The sequence below is a fragment of the Seohaeicola zhoushanensis genome, assembly GCF_014656415.1.
GTDB classification, from domain to species: domain Bacteria; phylum Pseudomonadota; class Alphaproteobacteria; order Rhodobacterales; family Rhodobacteraceae; genus Seohaeicola_A; species Seohaeicola_A zhoushanensis.
Genome location: NZ_BNCJ01000002.1, coordinates 534813 through 552029, shown reverse-complemented (window position 1 = coordinate 552029; position 17217 = coordinate 534813). Strand labels below are relative to the sequence as shown.

Annotated in this window: 14 protein-coding genes; 7 read left to right on the top strand and 7 right to left on the bottom strand. The window is 68.7% G+C overall.

What is annotated here, in order from left to right:
* Positions 1-27: 27 nt before the first annotated feature.
* A complete protein-coding gene (locus IE266_RS06630; protein WP_189679244.1) occupies positions 28-1356 on the bottom strand; it encodes an NAD(P)/FAD-dependent oxidoreductase in 1329 nt (442 codons plus the stop codon).
* A 131-nt stretch (positions 1357-1487) separates the two neighbouring features.
* Between IE266_RS06630 and IE266_RS06625 the strand changes: the two genes are divergently transcribed.
* The 3 genes from IE266_RS06625 to IE266_RS06615 all read left to right on the top strand — a co-directional run bounded on the left by IE266_RS06625 (position 1488) and on the right by IE266_RS06615 (position 4068).
* Complete coding sequence (locus tag IE266_RS06625; protein ID WP_189679243.1) at positions 1488-1877, top strand: metallopeptidase family protein; 390 nt, start codon at positions 1488-1490, stop codon at positions 1875-1877.
* A 61-nt stretch (positions 1878-1938) separates the two neighbouring features.
* Entirely contained in the window at positions 1939-3354 is a 1416-nt protein-coding gene (locus tag IE266_RS06620; RefSeq protein WP_189679242.1) for an amidohydrolase, read from the top strand.
* A gap of 75 nt (positions 3355-3429) precedes the next feature.
* Positions 3430-4068: a LysE family translocator gene (locus IE266_RS06615; RefSeq protein WP_189679241.1), complete on the top strand. Its 639-nt coding sequence runs from the start codon at positions 3430-3432 to the stop codon at positions 4066-4068.
* On the opposite strand, the gene IE266_RS06610 is transcribed toward IE266_RS06615, so the two are convergent.
* Positions 4050-7439, bottom strand: a complete 3390-nt coding sequence (locus tag IE266_RS06610; protein WP_189679240.1) for an indolepyruvate ferredoxin oxidoreductase family protein — start codon at positions 7437-7439, stop codon at positions 4050-4052. The genes IE266_RS06615 and IE266_RS06610 overlap by 19 nt on opposite strands.
* Before the next feature lie 130 nt (positions 7440-7569).
* On the opposite strand from IE266_RS06610, the gene IE266_RS06605 reads away from it, so the two are divergent.
* Both IE266_RS06605 and yghX read left to right on the top strand, forming a co-directional pair.
* Positions 7570-8019, top strand: a complete 450-nt coding sequence (locus IE266_RS06605) for an Lrp/AsnC family transcriptional regulator (protein WP_189679239.1) — start codon at positions 7570-7572, stop codon at positions 8017-8019.
* Between the two features lie 78 nt (positions 8020-8097).
* Positions 8098-8994, top strand: coding sequence for a YghX family hydrolase (gene yghX / locus IE266_RS06600; protein WP_189679238.1), 897 nt, complete (start codon positions 8098-8100; stop codon positions 8992-8994).
* A gap of 4 nt (positions 8995-8998) precedes the next feature.
* Here the strand turns inward: yghX and IE266_RS06595 are convergent, their stop codons facing one another.
* Positions 8999-9889, bottom strand: coding sequence for a bifunctional methylenetetrahydrofolate dehydrogenase/methenyltetrahydrofolate cyclohydrolase (locus IE266_RS06595; RefSeq protein ID WP_189679237.1), 891 nt, complete (start codon positions 9887-9889; stop codon positions 8999-9001).
* Between the two features lie 187 nt (positions 9890-10076).
* Positions 10077-11750 (bottom strand): formate--tetrahydrofolate ligase, encoded by a 1674-nt coding sequence (locus IE266_RS06590; RefSeq protein ID WP_189679236.1) that lies wholly within the window; start codon positions 11748-11750, stop codon positions 10077-10079.
* 281 nt (positions 11751-12031) lie between these two features.
* Between IE266_RS06590 and IE266_RS06585 the strand changes: the two genes are divergently transcribed.
* Positions 12032-13426 carry a calcium-binding protein gene (locus tag IE266_RS06585; RefSeq protein ID WP_189679235.1) on the top strand — a complete coding sequence of 465 codons (1395 nt, stop codon included), beginning with the start codon at positions 12032-12034 and terminating at the stop codon, positions 13424-13426.
* 3 nt (positions 13427-13429) lie between these two features.
* Here the strand turns inward: IE266_RS06585 and IE266_RS06580 are convergent, their stop codons facing one another.
* From IE266_RS06580 to IE266_RS06570, 3 genes are all read right to left on the bottom strand, one after another.
* Positions 13430-14008, bottom strand: coding sequence for an MOSC domain-containing protein (locus tag IE266_RS06580; RefSeq protein WP_189679234.1), 579 nt, complete (start codon positions 14006-14008; stop codon positions 13430-13432).
* A gap of 111 nt (positions 14009-14119) precedes the next feature.
* Positions 14120-14728: an enoyl-CoA hydratase/isomerase family protein gene (locus tag IE266_RS06575; RefSeq protein ID WP_189679233.1), complete on the bottom strand. Its 609-nt coding sequence runs from the start codon at positions 14726-14728 to the stop codon at positions 14120-14122.
* Entirely contained in the window at positions 14725-15471 is a 747-nt protein-coding gene (locus tag IE266_RS06570; protein WP_189679232.1) for an SDR family oxidoreductase, read from the bottom strand. Before IE266_RS06570 ends, IE266_RS06575 begins: the two co-directional genes overlap by 4 nt.
* A gap of 154 nt (positions 15472-15625) precedes the next feature.
* On the opposite strand from IE266_RS06570, the gene IE266_RS06565 reads away from it, so the two are divergent.
* The gene (locus tag IE266_RS06565; RefSeq protein WP_189679231.1) at positions 15626-17155 is read left to right on the top strand and encodes a DUF2125 domain-containing protein; all 1530 of its coding nucleotides are present in this window, start codon (positions 15626-15628) and stop codon (positions 17153-17155) included.
* The last annotated feature ends 62 nt before the right edge of the window (positions 17156-17217 follow it).

Sequence of the window (17217 nt, the reverse complement as noted above, 5' to 3'; positions counted from 1 at the left end):
CGGCGGGGTAAACCCCGCCCTACGGCATCAATACCCGCTGTCGGTGCGGATGCGGCTGCCGTCGGTGAAGCGCGAGAAGCGGAAGGCCGAGGGGTCGACCACCGGCGGGGCTCCGGTGACGATATCGGCCATCAGCTTGCCCGCCCCCGGCGCGATGCCGAAGCCGTGGCCCGAGAAGCCGGTGGCGATGTGGAAGCCGGGGATCTGCTCGACCGCCGAGATCACCGGGATCGCGTCGGGCGTGGCGTCGATCATGCCGCCCCAGCTCTGCACGATATCGGCCTTCTGGAAGGCCGGGAAGGCGCGGCCCAGCGCGGCCCAGCAGGACTTGAGGATCCGCCCCGAGGGCGCGGGATCGAGCACACGGCAGGCCTCGAAGGCGGTCATCTCGTCGGGGCGCCAGTGGCGCGCCTGCCCGGCCTCGATGGCCCAGCGCGACGAGAGACGGAAATGCAGGCTCTTCCAGTCCTCGAGGTAGGTCGGCAGGAAGGTCAGCCCGAGGCGGAAGCTGTCGGGCACGATATCGACGGTATTGCCGCTGCCCGAGGCCACCGTATAGCCGCCGTCGGCGCGCTTGCGGAAGGCGAAACCGCCGGTCCAGAGCGCCGTCTCGGGGCCGTCTACCGGCGTGGTGCGCAGCACCGTGTTCAGCACCTTGAGCTGCGGCAGCTGCAGCCCGGCGTTGCCGGCGAAGAGGCGCGACCAGGCGCCGCCCGCGAGCACCACCGCGTCGGCATGGACACGGCCCTTCTCGGTCGCTACCCCGGCGACGCGGCCGGCGGCGATGTCGAGGCTGCGCACGGCGAGCGAGGTCATCACCACCGCCCCCGCCTTCTGCGCCGCTTCGGCGATGGCATGGGTGACCCATTGCGGCTCGGCCCGGCCGTCCATCGGGGTGTAGAGCGCGCCCTTGAGGTTCAGGTTGCCGCCGGGCATCAGCCGGTCGATCTCGGCGCCGCGCAGGATCCGGCTCTCGATGCCATGCGGTTCGAGGTGACGGCGCCAGCGGTCGAGCTTGGCGAGGTAGCCCTCGGTGCCCGAGCCGAAGACGATGCCGGAGCGCACGTAGCCGGTCTTGCGCCCGGTGCGCTGCGCCAGACCCTCGAAGAGCCGCATGGATTCCGCCATCAGCGGCACCTCGCGCGGGTCGCGCCGCGAGATCCGCACCCAGCCCCAGTTCCGGCTCGACTGTTCGCCGCCGATCTGGCCCTTTTCGCAGAGCAGCACCGAGTGGCCGCGCTCGGCCAGCTCCAGCGCCGTCGAGGCGCCGACGATGCCTCCGCCGATGACCACGACGTCCACCTTGTCGGGCAGACGGAGATCGGGTTCGAACAGAGGCAAACTAGGACCTGGCATGGCGCCATCTACCCATGCGGCATGGGGTCGGTCCAGTGTCAAGAACACGCTGTCGCGAGACTGTGGCTTTCCGGAATCGCCGCCCCCGCGCGGGGCTTTCAATCGCGGTGGCGCGGGGTCATATCTGGGCCATGACCGACACCTCTGCCCACCGCTTCGAACAGACCGCGCGCCGCACCGTCGAGGGCCTGCCCGAGCCCTTCCGCCGCCATGCCCGCGAGGTGGCGCTGCTGGTGGCGGACTGGCCGGCCGAGGACATGCTGGCCGAGCTGGGGCTGGCGGACGCGCACGAGCTGACCGGGCTCTACGAGGGCACGCCGATGACCGAGAAATCGGTCTGGGACAGCCCGATGCAGCCCGACACCGTCTGGCTGTTCCGCCGGCCGATCCTGGCGGAATGGCGCGACCGGGGGAACGTCGGCCTCGACGAGCTGATCGCCCATGTGGTGATCCACGAGTTCGCCCATCACTTCGGCTGGTCCGACGACGATATCGCCGCCATCGACCCCTGGTGGGAATAGGCGCGGCTTCCCACGGCGCGGGCGGCGCACTAGGCTCGCCCCAGCAAAGGGGAGTCACGTGATGAACGAACATCCGCTCTGGGCCCATGTCGAGGCGGCCCGCGACCGGTTCAAGCAACTGGCCGACAAGGTCTGGGCGGTGCCCGAGACCTGCTATGCCGAAACCGCCTCGGCGGCGCTGCACCTGGAGGAGCTGCGCCACCAGGGCTTCCGGGCGACCGAGAACGTGGCCGACATCCCCACCGCGATGATCGGCGAGGCGGGCAAAGGCGGGCCGGTGATCGCCTTCCTCGGCGAATACGACGCGCTGGCGGGGCTCTCGCAGCAGGCCGATGTGTTCGAGCAGATGCCGGTGACGGCGGGCGGCAACGGGCATGGCTGCGGGCACAACCTGCTGGGCTCGGCGGCGATGCTGGCGGCGGTGGCGGTGAAGAACTGGCTCGAGGCCACAGGCACGCCGGGGCGGGTGCGCTATTACGGCTGCCCGGCCGAGGAAGGCGGCGCGGCCAAGGCCTTCATGGTGCGCGCCGGGGCCTTCGACGATGTCGACGTGGCGATCACCTGGCACCCCGACAGCATTCCGGGCGTGACCACCGGCAGCTCGCTCGCCAACACCCGGATCGACTTCACCTTCACCGGCCGCGCCAGCCATGCCGCCGCCTCGCCGCATCTGGGGCGCAGCGCGCTCGACGCGATGGAGCTGATGAACGTCGGCGTGAACTACCTGCGCGAGCACATGCCGGACGAGGCGCGCATCCATTACGCCATCATCGACGGCGGCGGGATCTCTCCCAACGTGGTGCAGGCCAAGGCGAAGGTGCGCTATGTCGTGCGTGCCGCCACCGCGCCGGAGATGGTGCAGCTGGTCGAGCGGGTGCGCAAGGTGGCCGCCGGGGCGGCGATGATGACCGAGACGCAGGTCTCGGACAGCGTGCTCGCCGCCGTGTCGAACCTGATCTACAACGCGCCGCTGGGCGAGGCGATGCAGAGGAACCTCGACCTGCTGGGGCCGCCGCGCTTCACCGAGGTGGACCGGGCCTATGCGGCGCGCTTCCAGGCGACCTTCAGCGAGGAGGACATCCGCGATTCCTACCGCTCGCACGGCATCCGCGAGACCGAGCGCAAGGTGCTGGCCGATTTTGTGGTGCCGACCAGCGTGGGCGCGGTGCCGCTGTCGGGGTCGACCGACGTCGCGGATGTGAGCTGGGTGGTGCCGACGGTGCAGCTCTGGGGCGCGACCCAGGCGATCGGGACGCCGTTCCATTCCTGGCAGATGGTGGCGCAGGGCAAGAGCCAGCCGGCGCTCAAGGGGATGATCCACGCGGCGCAGATCATGGCGGCGACCGGGGCCGACGCGATGCTCGACGCCGACCTGCGGGCACGGGCCAAGGCGGCGCTGGCGGCGGATGTGGGGCCTGGCGGCTATGTCAGCCCCCTGCCCGCCGATGCCGAGCCGCCGATCGCAGCGATGGGATAGGGCTGCCCGCAAGTGCCCTTGCCTTCGCGCAGCCCCGGCGGCATCGTCGCTGCGGGACGGCGCGGAGGCTGGGGCATGAACTGGGCAGAGATCGCGGCATTCGTCCTGGCGGTGACGCTGCTCGTCACCTCGCCGGGGCCGAACGGGGTATTGATCGCGCGCACCGTTCCAACCTCGGGGCGCGCCGCCGGCTTCGCCAATATCGCCGGCTTCTTCACCGCCTTCTACATCCACGGGGCGCTGTCGATCCTCGGGATCTCGGTGATCCTGCTGAAATCGGCCACCGCCTTTGCCATCGTGAAATACCTCGGCGCGGCCTATCTGGTCTGGGTCGGGGTCAAGTCGCTCTGGGCGGCGTGGAAGGGCACCGACGCCCTGCCGAAGGTCGCGCCCGCAAAACGGCAGCGCACGCTGGCGCGGGCCTATGTCGAGGGGCTGCTCACCAACGGGCTGAACCCGAAGGTATCGATGTTCTACCTCGCGGTCTTTCCGCAGTTCATCCCGCTGGGCGCCCATCCCGTGGGCTGGGCCTTCCTGCTGGTCTTCCTGCATTCGCTGGTGAACCTGATCTGGTTCAGCTTCGTGGTGCTGCTGTTCGCGCGGCTGTCGGCCTTTACCCGGCGCGGGCCGGTGCAGCGCTGGATCAAGGGGCTGACCGGCGTGGTCTTCATCGGCTTCGGCGCGCGGCTGGCGGCTTACCGCCCCGCGCTCTGAAGCTGGGCGATGCGCGCCCGCACCTCGGCCGCCGCCTTCTCGCGCACCGGGCCATAGCCGCGGATCTCCATCGGGGCGGCGAGGATTTCAGCGGCTTGGTCGTTCAGCGGGAGCTGTTGCAGCAGCGCCTCGAACCATGTCAGCAACTCGCGATCGAGGCGGCGGTCGTGGGTATAGCCGAAGGGGTCGATCGCCGTGCCGCGCAGGCGCTTGAACCTGGCAAGGCCGCGCAGCACCGGGGTCATCCAGGCGCCGAAGCTGCGTTTCACCGGGCGGCCTCGGGCGTCCTTGCCCAGCGGCAGGACCGGCGGGGCGAAATGGTAGTTCACCTTGAAATCGCCGTCGAATTCCTGCCGCAGGCGGTCTTCGAAGCCGGTCTGCGTCATCAGCCGGGCGACCTCGTATTCGTCCTTGATCGCCATCAGCTTGAACAGTGACTTCGCGGCCAGCGCGACCAGGTCGTCCGAAGCCCCCCGCGCGCGGAAGGCGTCGAGCGTGGCGCGGTAGCGGGCGGCATAGGCGGCATCCTGGTAGCCGGTCAGGAACGCGGCGCGGCGGGCGACCAGGCTGGCGGCGTCCTGCGGCAGCGCGGGCGTCTCGGGGACGTGCAGCGCCTCGGGCCTCGCGGCGAGCAGGCGGCCGATGTCGAAGGCGCGGGCGTTGGCCTCGACGGCGGTGCCGTTGAGCAGGATCGCCTGTTTCAGCGCCAGCTCGCTGACCGGCACCAGCCCCTGCTGCCAGGCGGCGCCCAGCAGGATGATGTTGGCGAACACGGCATCGCCCATCAGCCGCTCGGCCAGGGCATTGGCATCCGCCGCCAGCACGTTGTCGCTGCCCACGGTGGCGCGCACCAGCGCCTCGCGCTGGTCGATCTTCAGGTCGGCGTCGCGGCGCAGCACGAGGTCGCCGGTGGGCATCTCGGCCCGGTTCAGCACCACGCGGGTGCCCTTGCGGTAATGCGCCGAGGCCTTGGGTGCCGAGGCCACCACCGCGTCGCAGGCGATCAGCGCATCGGCGCTGGCATTGCCGATACGCACCTGTTGGATCGCCGCGGGCGTCTCGGCGAGGCGCACGTAGCCGATCACCGTGCCGAACTTCTGCGCGAAGCCGGTGAAGTCGAGCACGCTGGCCCCCTTCCCCTCCAGATGCGCCGCCATGGTGATGAGCGCGCCAACCGTGACCACGCCGGTTCCACCGACACCGGCGACGAGCAGGTCCCAGGGTTTGCCCAGGGACGGCAACTGCGGATGCGGCAGCCCGGCCACCGCCGCCAGATCAACCTCGGCGCCGCGCTTCCTGCGGCGGGTGGCGCCCTCGACGGTGACGAAGCTGGGGCAGAAGCCGTTCAGGCAGGAGAAGTCCTTGTTGCAGGTCGAGAGGTTGATCTTGCGCTTGCGGCCGAAGTCGGTCTCCAGCGGCTCGACGCTGAGGCAGTTGGATTCCACCGAACAGTCGCCGCAGCCCTCGCAAACCAGGTCGTTGATGAAGGCAAACCGCTTGGGGTCCTCCATCGTGCCGCGCTTGCGGCGGCGGCGTTTTTCGGTGGCGCAGGTCTGTTCGTAGATCAGCACCGAGACGCCCTTCACCTCGCGCAGCTCGCGCTGCACGGTGTCGAGCGCGGCGCGGTCGTGAAAGCTGGTGCCGGGCGGAAAATCACCTGTGGAGAACTTGCCGATATTGTCTGAAATCAGGGCGATACGCTGCACACCTTCGGCGCGGCAGGTCTGCGCTATCCCCAGGACACTCACAGGTCCATCCACAGGCTGGCCGCCGGTCATGGCGACAGCGTCGTTGTAGAGGATCTTGTAGGTGATGTTGGTCCCCGCCGCGACCGCCTGGCGGATCGCGAGGCTGCCGGAGTGATACCAGGTGCCCTCGCCCAGGTTCTGAAAGATGTGGCCGTTGCCGGTAAAGCGCGAGGCGGCGACATGGGGCACGCCCTCGCCGCCCATCTGGGCATAGCCGTCGGTGCTGCGGTCCATCCAGCTCGCCATGACGTGGCAACCGATACCGGATGCCGCGCGGCTGCCCTCGGGCACCTTGGTCGAGGTGTTGTGCGGACAGCCCGAGCAGAAATAGGGGGTGCGGGTGGCGCCGGGGATGTTCAGCGCCGGCACCGGCGCCTCGGTCACGCGGGCGGCGCGTTCGAGCAGCCCTTCCTCGGGGAAATGCTTGGCCAGCCGCCGCGCGATCAGCGGCGCCAGCATCCGGGGCGACAGCTCGCCGGTCCAGGGCACCAGCGGCGCGCCGTCCTCGTCGAACTTGCCGACCATGCGCTCGGGCTTGTCGCCGGGCCAGTCGTAGAAATATTCCTTGAACTGGCTTTCGATGATGCCGCGCTTCTCCTCGATCACCATGACCTCGGTCTTGCCGTTCACAAAGCGAAGCGCATCGCGCAGCGCCAGCGGCCAGACCATGCCGACCTTGTATATGTCGATGCCAAGGCGGCGGCAGGCGGCTTCGTCGAGGCCCAGCAGGCGCAGCGCCTCCATCAGGTCGAGGTGGCCCTTGCCGGTGGTGACAAAGCCGAAATGCGCGTGTTCCGTGTCATAGATGCGCCGGTCGATCGGGTTGGCCTCGACAAAGGCTTCGACCGCCTTCAGCTTGAAGGTCAGGCGCGTCTCGATCTCGGGGCTGGGCAGATCGGCGCGGCGGATGTGCAGCCCGCCCGGCGGCAGGTCGATCTCGGGGAAGGTGAAGACGCGATCCTCGGGCAGGTCCACCGACATGGCGGATTCCACGGTTTCCGAGATCGCCTTGAACCCGACCCAGCAGCCCGAGAAGCGCGAGAGCGCGATACCGTATTCGCCGAACTCCAGGTATTCGGCCACGCTGGCCGGGTTCAGCGTCGGCATGAACCAGGCCATGAAGGCCACGTCGGACTGGTGCGGCATCGAGGAAGAGACGCAGCCATGGTCATCGCCCGCCACCACCAGCACGCCGCCCCTGGGGGCCGAACCATAGGCGTTGCCGTGCTTGAGCGCATCGCCCGAACGGTCGACGCCGGGGCCCTTGCCATACCACATGGAAAAGACGCCCTCGACCTCGGCCTTCGGATGCAGCACCGCCTGCTGCGCGCCCAGCACCAGCGTCGCGCCCAGGTCCTCGTTCACCGCCGGCTGGAAGGTCACGCGAGCCTGTTCCAGCCGGTCCTTGTTCTTCCACATCTCCAGGTCGACCCCGCCCAGCGGCGAGCCGCGATAGCCCGAGACGAAACCAGCGGTGTTCAGCCCCGCCGCACGGTCACGCCGGGCCTGGTCGAGCATGATGCGCACCAGCGCCTGGGTGCCCGACAGGAACACCCGGCCGCGCGGCAGGTCGTATCGGTCGGAGAGCTTGTAGGTCTGGTACGGGCTGGACTGGTCGGTCATGGCGGCTCTCCGGCTGGTTTCGGCAATTTTACCGCATCAGGGATGGAAAATCCGGTCACGAGACTGGCAATCACGCGCAACTTGTGAAAGATTTATCCAATTCCCCACCGCACCCCGGACAAATCCATCGATGGACGACCTCGACCCGACCGATCACGAGATCCTGCGCCTGCTGCGCCGCGACAGCCGCATCTCGAACGCCGACCTCGCGGCAAGGGTCGGGCTTTCGCCCTCGTCCTGCTGGCGCAGGGTGCGGGCGCTGGAGGAAAGCGGCGTCATCCGCCGCTATGGCGTGGTGCTGGATGACGAGAAGACCGGCCAGGGCTTTCAGGCCATCGTGCATGTCCACCTGACCCGCCACGATCCGCAGAACGTCGAAGGGTTCATCCGCGCGGTACAGGCCAAGGAGGAGGTGCGCGACTGCTATGCCACCACGGGGCAGTCGGATTACCACCTCTTCGTCGCCTGCCGCGATCTCAACGCCTACAACCGCTTCCTCGAAGGCTTCCTGTTCCGTCAGCCGGCGGTGGCCAGCGCGCAGACCAACCTGGTGCTGCGCACGATCAAGACGCGCGACTGACCGCCACCCACAGGAAGTTCATTTGGACAGGCACGGGCACCGCCCTAGGTTGTGGCGGACAGTCACTGGGAGCCTGAAATGACCGAACCCCTTCGCCGCAAGGCCAGCGATTTCGACCCCCGCATCCTCGAGATCTTCGATGGCTACGTGCATGGCAAGATGTCCAAGCGCGAATTCATCTCCAAGGCCGCGCGCTATGCCGCCGCCGGGGTGACCGGCGCGATGATCCTGGAGCAGCTGCAGCCGAACTACGCCCTTGCCCAGCAGGTGGCGCCCGACGATCCGGCGATCGTGACCGGGATGGTGGAATATGCCAGCCCCGAGGGGCATGGCACGATGAAGGGGCTGATGGCCCGGCCGGCGGGGGCCGACATGAAGCGACCGGCGGTGCTGGTGATCCACGAGAACCGCGGGCTGAACCCCTATATCGCCGACGTGGTGCGCCGCTGCGCCAAGGCCGGCTACCTGGCCTTCGGGCCGGACGGGTTGACGCCGCTGGGAGGCTATCCCGGAACCGACGACAAGGGGCGCGAGATGCAGGCTTCGATGGACCCGGCCAAGCTGATGGAGGATTTCTTCGCCGCCTTCGAGTTCCTGAAGGGCCACGACGGCAGCACCGGCAAGGTCGGCGCGGTCGGCTTCTGCTATGGCGGCGGCGTCTGCAACGCGCTGGCGGTGGCCTATCCCGAGCTCGCCGCCTCGGTGCCCTTCTACGGGCGGCAGCCCTCGGCCGAGGACGTGCCGGCCATCCAGGCCTCGCTGCTGATCCACTACGCCGGGCTCGACGAGCGCATCAACGCCGGGGCGGCGGCCTATGAGGCGGCGTTGCAGGAACATCACAAGGACTACGAGGTGCACGTCTACGAGGGCGTGAACCACGGCTTCCACAACGACACCACGCCGCGTTACGACGAGGCGGCGGCGAAGCTGGCCTGGGACCGGACGCTCAGGTTCTTCGCGCTGCACCTGGCCTGAGCGCTCAGGCGGTGAGCCCCTCGGGCTCGGGCAGGCCGTTGGCGCGGCAGCAGGCGGTGAGCGTATTGGCCAGCAAGCAGGCGATGGTCATCGGACCGACGCCACCGGGGACCGGGGTGATCGCGCCCGCCACCTCGGCGCAGCTGGCATAGTCGCAATCGCCGACGAGACGGTCCTTGCCGCTCTCGGTGGGGGTGCGGTTGATGCCAACGTCGATCACGGTTGCGCCGGGTTTCAGCCAGTCGCCCTTGACCATCTCGGGCCGGCCCACTGCCGCCACGACGATATCGGCGCGGCGCACGACCGCTGGCAGGTCCATTGTCCGCGAATGCGCGATGGTGACGGTGCAGCTGTCGCCGAGCAGCAGCTGCGCCATGGGTTTGCCGACGATGTTGGAGCGGCCGATCACCACGGCTTCCATGCCCGACAGGCTCCCGTGCAGATCGCGCAGCAGCATCAGGCAGCCGAGCGGCGTGCAGGGCACCATGGCCTTCTGCCCGGTGCCGAGCAGGCCGACGTTGGAGATGTGGAAGCCGTCGACATCCTTGGCCGGGTCGATGGCGGCCAGCACCTTGGCTTCACCCACCTGTTTCGGCAGCGGCAACTGCACCAGAATGCCGTGGATCGCCGGATCGGCGTTCAGCGCCGCGACCACCGCAAGCACTTCCTCTTCCGAGGCGGTGGCGGGCAGGCGTTTCTCGACCGAATGCATCCCCGCCTCGACCGTCTGCTTGCCCTTGGAGCGGACGTAGACCTGGCTCGCCGGATCCTCGCCGACCAGAACCACGGCGAGGCCGGGGGTGACGCCCTTCGCCTTCAGCGCCGCGACCTGCTCGGCCACCTTGCCCCGCACCGTGGCCGCGAAGGCCTTGCCGTCGATCACCCGTGCCGCCATGTCCCGTTCCTTCTTCTCTTTTCAAATACTCACATCCGCCGCGAAGCGGTGGCGCTCAGACCCGCTGGGTGGGGGCGCGATGCCCGCGCCGCGTTATGGTGCCCTACCCCGCCGTGTGGGGACTCCGCCAGTCTGCTGCGCAGACTCGCTCTGCCCCCACTTCTCGCCTTCGCGTTGCGAAGGCGAGCTAGAAAAGACCTTCGATCTGCCCCGCCTCGTTCAGCCGGATCGTCTCGGCGCTCGGCACCTTCGGCAGGCCCGGCATCGTCATGATCTCGCCGCAGATCGCCACCACGAAGCCCGCCCCCGCCGAAAGCCGCACCTCGCGCACCGGGACCGAGTGGCCGGTCGGCGCGCCGCGCAGGTTGGGGTCGGTCGAGAAGGAATACTGCGTCTTGGCCATGCAGATCGGCAGGTGGCCATAGCCCTGCGCCTCCCAGGCGCGAAGCTGGTCGCGCACCGACTTGTCGGCCAGCACCTCGTCGGCGTGGTAGATCCGCTTGGCGATGGTCTCGATCTTCTCGAACAGGCCCATCTCGTCGGGGTAGAGCGGCGTGAACTGGCTGCCCTTGTCGGCCAGCTCCACCACGCGGCGGGCCAGATCCTCGATCCCCGCGCCGCCCTGCGCCCAGTGCTTGCAGAGGAAGGCCTCCGAGCCCTGCGCCTTGACGAAGTCCTTGACCGCCTGGACCTCGGCCTCGGTATCGGTGACGAAGTGGTTGATCCCCACCACCACCGGCACGCCGAAGCCCTTGAGGTTGGCGATATGCCGCCCGAGGTTGGCGCAGCCCTTCTTCACCGCGGCGACATTCTCGGTCCCGAGGTCGGCCTTGGCGACGCCGCCGTTCATCTTCATCGCCCGCACGGTGGCGACCAGCACCACGGCGTCGGGGGCAAGGCCGGCCTTGCGGCACTTGATGTTCATGAACTTCTCGGCGCCGAGGTCCGCGCCGAAGCCCGCCTCGGTCACCACGTAATCGGCCAGCTTCAGCGCCGTGGTCGTCGCCGTGACCGAGTTGCAGCCATGGGCGATATTGGCGAAGGGGCCGCCATGCACGAAGGCCGGGTTGTTTTCCAGCGTCTGCACCAGGTTCGGCTGCATCGCGTCCTTCAGCAGCACCGTCATCGCGCCATCGGCCTTGAGGTCGCGGCAGTAGACCGGCGACTTGTCGCGGCGATAGGCGACGATCATGTCGCCGAGGCGCTTTTCCAGGTCGGCGAGGTTCTTGGCGAGGCAGAGGATCGCCATGACCTCCGAGGCCACGGTGATGTCGAAGCCGGCCTCGCGCGGGAAGCCGTTGGCCACACCGCCGAGCGAGCAGTTGATCTGCCGGAGCGCCCGGTCGTTCATGTCGACCACGCGGCGCCAGACCACGCGGCGGGTGTCGATCTCGAGCGTGTTGCCCCAGTAGATGTGGTTGTCGATCATCGCGGCGAGCAGGTTGTGCGCCGAGGTGATCGCGTGGAAGTCGCCGGTGAAATGGAGGTTCATCTCCTCCATCGGCACCACCTGAGACATGCCGCCCCCGGCCGCGCCGCCCTTCATGCCGAAGTTCGGGCCAAGCGAGGCCTCGCGGATGCAGATCACCGCCTTCTTGCCGATCCGGTTCAGCCCGTCGCCGAGGCCCACCGTTGTCGTGGTCTTGCCCTCGCCCGCCGGGGTCGGGTTGATCGCGGTCACCAGGATCAGCTTGCCGTTCCGGTTGCCCTGCACCGAGTCGATGAAGCCCTGGCCGACCTTGGCCTTGTCATGGCCGTAAGGCAGGAGATGCTCGGCCGGGATGCCCAGCTTGGCGCCGATCTCGAGGATCGGTTTCTTCTTCGCCTCGCGGGCAATCTCGATGTCGCTCTTGTAAGCCATGCCGCGTGGTCCCTCCCAAGATCGCTAGCGCTGTTCTGCCGTCCCGTATAGCCGTCGGGCAAGCCCCCGACGGGCGCGATTGCGACGTTTTCCCGGCGGTAAGCGTCTGGCAGCGACACCGGCCTTTCCGATCCGAAACCTCCGCCGCCCAAGCGCGCGATCCCGATTGACCGGCCTTCGGCGCCAGCTAGAGTCGGCGCAATTCAACCGGCACGCTTCGAGTCGGCTTTTTCCGCATTTCCAGCCATCTCGACCCTGCCCCGTTTCGGAGTTGGCCCATCGTGGCGAATGACGTCTATACCATCGACACCATTGTTACCGGCACCACAACCATCACTATCACCGACGACGGAACCGGCAGCGACTGGCTCGAGATCATCGCGGCCTGGCCGCTGATCTCGGATATCCGGCTGTCGTGGTTCTCCGAGAGCGGCACCAGCACCCAGGCCTCGGGCCTCTACTGGAGCGCGCCGGGCATCAGTCACCGGCTGGTCGTCAACGGGCTGATCGAGAACGTCCAGGGCGGCGACGGGGCGGACTTCATCCAGGGCAACGAGGTCGGCAACCACCTGATCGGCGACCAGGGACCGGATGGCGGCGATGACGTGATCTGGGCCGGGGCCGGCAACGACATCCTCGAAGGCCGGGGCGGCAATGACGAACTCGCGGGGGGCGATGGCGATGACAGCATATTCGGCGGCACGGGCGATGACGTCATCAACGGCAATTCCGGCGACGACCTGATCGAGGGCGGCGCCGGGGCCGACGACCTCTCGGGCGGCGGCGATGCGGGTGACACGGTCTCCTATCGCGCCTCCGCCGCCGGGGTCATCGTCAGCCTGACCTTCGGCGCGGCAACCACCGGCCAGGGCGGCGACGCCGAGGGCGACACCATCCGCGGCTTCCGCCATATCGACGGCTCGGAGTTCCGCGACGTGCTCACCGACACGGTTGTCGGCACCGTGGCCTTCGGCGGCAACGACAACATCTTCCGCGGCTTCGGCGGGCGCGACCTGCTCTGGCTCGGCGGCGGCAACGACAGGGGCTATGGCGGAGACGACCACGACACCATCTGGGGCGAGGATGGCGACGACATGGCCTGGGGCGGCGCCGGCAACGACACGCTGAACGTGGGCAACGGCAACGATGTCGCGCGCGGCGGCGACGGGCGGGACGTGCTGCGTGGCGACAACGGCAACGACCGGCTGTTCGGCGATGCCGGCGACGATATCATCTTCACCGGCAAGGGACGCGACCGCGCCGAGGGCGGCACCGGCAACGACAGCATCATGGCCAATGGCGGCACCAATGCCGTCTTCGGCCAGGCCGGCGACGATACGCTGATCTCGACCGGCGGCAGGAACACCTTCACCGGCGGCGCGGGCACCGACCGTTTCGAGTTCCGCGTGCAGTCGGCGGATCTCGACGACGGCGGCTTTACCCGGATCACCGATTTCCAGCGCGCCAGGGGCGAACAGGTCGACCTGCGCGTCTTCGGCGATTTCGCCTTCATCCGGGGGCAGGCCTTCTCGGGCACCGGGCTGGAGGTGCGCTTCGAGACCAGCGCCAACGGCGTGACCGTCTATGCCGATACCAACGGCGACGGGTCCGCCGATGTGCAGATCATGATGGACGGGCTGGCGCGGGTCTTCGCCTCCGACTTCCTGCTGGTCTGAGCCTCAGGGCGCCCAGGCGCGCTGGTCGGGGATGAACAGGCGCAGCTTGTCGCCGATGGCCAGCAGGCCGGGGCGTTCGACCCAGGCAGTGACGCCGCGCCGCCCCTCGGCCGCCGTCTTGAAGGCGGTGCCGTGGCCCGGCGTCTCGGCCTCGATCTCGCGCCCCGGCAGCACGCAGGGCCGGTTCTCCATGTCGACCGTCAGGGTGACGCCCGAGGGGCCCTGCAAGCGCGAGGACGGCGGGACATGGGTGAAATCGGGTATGCCGCGGAGCACGATGGAGATACCGAGCAGGCAGGGGTCGAGTTCGGCCAGGCCAATGCCGGCGGCGATATCGGCCATTTCCTCAGCCGAGAGGAGGGTAAGCTGGCGCACGTTGCGGATCTTCGTGCCGCGCGCGTAGAGGTTCTTGACCCGCACGCAAGAGGGCCGCTCGGTGCCCTCGTGGCGCGCGCCGGTATCGCCGGCCCAGGTCAGGTCGAGACGATCCACCGCCTCGGCGCGCAGGCTGTCGCGGGAGGCGGGCACATGGCCGAGCCAGGTGACTTCGCCGGTGTATTCGGTCTCGATCAGGGTGGGCATTTGCGGCGCTCCGTCTTGGCTGGCCGGACCTGACCAGAGCCACGCCGGAATGTCCAGCCGCCCTGGCAGCCGCGTAGGGCGGGGTTCACCCCGCCCCGCCGAATGACCGTCTCAGCGGCACATCGCCTTGATCGCCGCCGCGATATCGGGCTTGGCGGCGCAGGTATCCGCCACCAGCTCGCGCGCTGTCGATAGCAGCGTCTCGGGGTCGACGATGCGGTCGATCAACCCGAAGGCCAGCGCCTCCTCGGTGGTCAGCTTCTGCCCGCCCATCAGCACCAGCTTGGTGCGCGCCGGGCCGATCAGCGCCGCCATGCGCGCCGGGTCGGAAGGCTGCGGCAGGAAGCCCAGCTTCATCACCGGGTAGAAGAACTTCGCCCCCGGCACCGCGATCCGCAGGTCGCAGGCCAGCGCCATGCCCATCGAGCCGCCCGCCAGCGTGCCGTTCAGCGCCGCGATGGTCAGCCCCGGCAGCGCCGCGATGGCGCCCGACAGCCGCTCCCAGAGCGGCGAGGTGGCGAGCCCCGCGCGCGCCGCGTCGAGATCGGCGCCGGCGCTGAACACCTTGCCGGTGCCGGTCAGGATCAGCGCCCGCGCCTCGGTGGCGCTCTCGGCGATCTCGGCCAGCCGTTCCAGCATCTCGGGGGTCAGCGAATTCGCCTTCTCCGGCCGGTTCAGCGTGACGGTCCAGATGCCGCCCTCGTGCTCCAGCGCGATCATGCCAGGCCCACCCGCGCCCGGATCTCGGGGTCGCGCAGCGAGATCTCGCCGCCGAGGAACTCGTCGGCATCGCCCGAGCACATCCAAAGCAGCGCCCGCGCCGGCCAGTCGGCGGGGATGTGGTCGCTCCATTCCAGCCGGCTCACCGGGTTGATCCCCGAGGCCTTGATCTCCTTCTGCATCTGCGTCGCCACGGTGCCGGGCGAGAGGCCGATGGCGCGGATGCCGTTGGCGCGTTCCTCGTGGTCGAGGCAGCGCGTCAGCATCGCCGCCCCGGCCTTGGACGAGCAGTAATGGCTCCAGGCCTCGATCGGATGATGCGCCGCGCCCGAGCTGATGGTCAGCACGCTGCCGCCCTTGGCCCGCATGTGCGGGATCACCGCGCGCATCCCGTGGAAGACGCCCTTGAGGTTGATGTCCGCCGCCATCCCCCAGCCCGCCGGATCGGCATCGGCGAGCCGCGCGATCGGCTCGATCACCCCGGCGTTGTTCACCAGCACGTCGATCCGCCCGAAGCGCTCCAGCGTCGCCGCCACCGCCGCCTCGACCTGGGCGTAATCGGCCACGTCGCAGGCCAGTCCCAGCGCCTGGGCGCCGATCTCGGCCGCCAGCGCCTCGACCGGCGCGGCGCTGCGCGCCAGCAGCACCACATTCGCCCCGGCGCCGGCGAAGATGCGCCCCGCCTCGGCCCCGATTCCCCGGCTTGCCCCGGTGATGATCACCGTCCTGCCCATCATCTCCATGCGCGTTCTCCCGTATCGACCGGCCTTCTGGTAGCCGCCCCCGTCACAGTGGTCCAGCCGAAAGGCAGATTGTTGCGCCCGCCCCGCTGCCCCCTTGACGCCGCAGGGCCGGCAGCGGACGATATGGCAGACCTCAGCCAAGAAGGGTACGTTTATGTCAATTCATTTCCTGCGCGGCAGCACCGCCGCGGCGCTTTGCATCCTTAGCACTCAGGCCGCATGGGCCGACCTCTCGGCGCAGGACGTCTGGGGCGAGTGGCGCGACTACCTCGCCTCGACCGGCTACGAGGTCACCGGCGGCGAGTCGATGTCGGGCAATACCCTGACCCTGACCGACGTCACCCTGACCATGCCGGTGCCGGACGAGGACGCCAGCGTCTCGATCCTGATCCCCTCGATGTCGCTGACCGAGAACGGCGACGGCACCGTGAACCTCGACTACCCGAGCCCGATGCCGGTGCGCATCACCGTGACCGGCGGCCCCGAGGGCGATGGCAGCGGCGAGCTGGTGGTGACCCACAGCGGCAGCTCGATGAAGATCTCGGGCGACCCGACGAACATGACCTACGAGCACAGCTCGGCCAATACGACGCTGACGCTGGGCGAGGTCAACGTCGAGGGCGATATCCTGCCCGCCGATGTCGCCAGGGTGATGATCTCGCTCGACCAGACCGCCGGCACGACGAAGATGGAACTGGGCGGCGATGTCCGCAACTTCGACCAGACCTTCAGCGCGGCCAGCCTGTCCTATGACATGGCCTTCAAGGACCCCGAGTCCTCGGACAACGGCTCGTTCAAGGGCGCGCTGCAGGGCGTCAGCATGAACGCCACCGGCGCGATCCCGAAGGACATGGACCTGTCGGACATGAATGCCATGCTCAAGGCCGGCTTCCAGATGAACGGCGGCTTTGCCTTCACCGGCGGCAACAGCGAGATCAACGGCACCGGCGACGGACAGAGCTTCTCGGCGCAGACCTCCTCGCAGGGCGGCAGCTTCGAATCCGGCCTGAACGCCACCCGCCTGACCTATGGGCTGACCGGCAAGGGCACCAGGATCAGCGCCGAGGGGGCCGAGTTGCCCTTCCCGGTCGAGCTGGGCCTGGCCGAGACCGCCTTCAGGATCGATATCCCGATCACCAGGTCGGACGATCCGCAGGACTTCGGCTTCCTGCTGAAGCTCGGCGAATTCACCATGTCCGACATGCTCTGGGCCATCTTCGACCCCGCCGGCAACCTGCCGCGCGACCCGGCCTCGATCACCCTGGACCTCGCCGGCAAGGTCAAGTTGCTGCTCGACATCATGGACCCGGCCTCGGCCGAGGCGATCGCCAATTCGCCGGTCCCGCCGGGCGAGCTGCACGCGGTCAGCATCCGCGACCTGCTGGTGCAGGCGGTGGGCGCCAAGCTGACCGGCGTGGGCGCCTTCACCTTCGACAACTCCGACATGCAGACGATCCCCGGAATGCCCCGCCCCGAGGGGGCGATCGACCTGACCCTCGACGGCGCCAACGCGCTGATCGACAACCTCGTCGCCATGGGCATCATCTCGGACCAGGAAGTGATGCCGGCACGCATGATGATGGGCATGTTCGCGGTGCCGGGCGACGGGCCGGACAGCCTGAAGTCCAAGATCGAGATCAACGCCCAGGGCCACATCCTGGCCAACGGCCAGCGCATCAAGTGAGGCCTGCGTAGGGCGGGGTTCACCCCGCCGCGCCGAACGACAGGGGCCGCGCGATGCGCGGC

Excerpts from the sequence above, each read along its gene's own strand:
- IE266_RS06630 (WP_189679244.1), bottom strand. The coding sequence starts at position 1,356 with ATGCCAGGTCCTAGTTTGCCTCTGTTCGAACCCGATCTCCGTCTGCCC.
- IE266_RS06625 (WP_189679243.1), top strand. The coding sequence starts at position 1,488 with ATGACCGACACCTCTGCCCACCGCTTCGAACAGACCGCGCGCCGCACC.
- IE266_RS06620 (WP_189679242.1), top strand. The coding sequence starts at position 1,939 with ATGAACGAACATCCGCTCTGGGCCCATGTCGAGGCGGCCCGCGACCGG.
- IE266_RS06615 (WP_189679241.1), top strand. The coding sequence starts at position 3,430 with ATGAACTGGGCAGAGATCGCGGCATTCGTCCTGGCGGTGACGCTGCTC.
- IE266_RS06610 (WP_189679240.1), bottom strand. The coding sequence starts at position 7,439 with ATGACCGACCAGTCCAGCCCGTACCAGACCTACAAGCTCTCCGACCGA.
- IE266_RS06605 (WP_189679239.1), top strand. The coding sequence starts at position 7,570 with ATGGACGACCTCGACCCGACCGATCACGAGATCCTGCGCCTGCTGCGC.
- yghX (WP_189679238.1), top strand. The coding sequence starts at position 8,098 with ATGACCGAACCCCTTCGCCGCAAGGCCAGCGATTTCGACCCCCGCATC.
- IE266_RS06595 (WP_189679237.1), bottom strand. The coding sequence starts at position 9,889 with ATGGCGGCACGGGTGATCGACGGCAAGGCCTTCGCGGCCACGGTGCGG.
- IE266_RS06590 (WP_189679236.1), bottom strand. The coding sequence starts at position 11,750 with ATGGCTTACAAGAGCGACATCGAGATTGCCCGCGAGGCGAAGAAGAAA.
- IE266_RS06580 (WP_189679234.1), bottom strand. The coding sequence starts at position 14,008 with ATGCCCACCCTGATCGAGACCGAATACACCGGCGAAGTCACCTGGCTC.
- IE266_RS06575 (WP_189679233.1), bottom strand. The coding sequence starts at position 14,728 with ATGATCGCGCTGGAGCACGAGGGCGGCATCTGGACCGTCACGCTGAAC.
- IE266_RS06570 (WP_189679232.1), bottom strand. The coding sequence starts at position 15,471 with ATGGAGATGATGGGCAGGACGGTGATCATCACCGGGGCAAGCCGGGGA.
- IE266_RS06565 (WP_189679231.1), top strand. The coding sequence starts at position 15,626 with ATGTCAATTCATTTCCTGCGCGGCAGCACCGCCGCGGCGCTTTGCATC.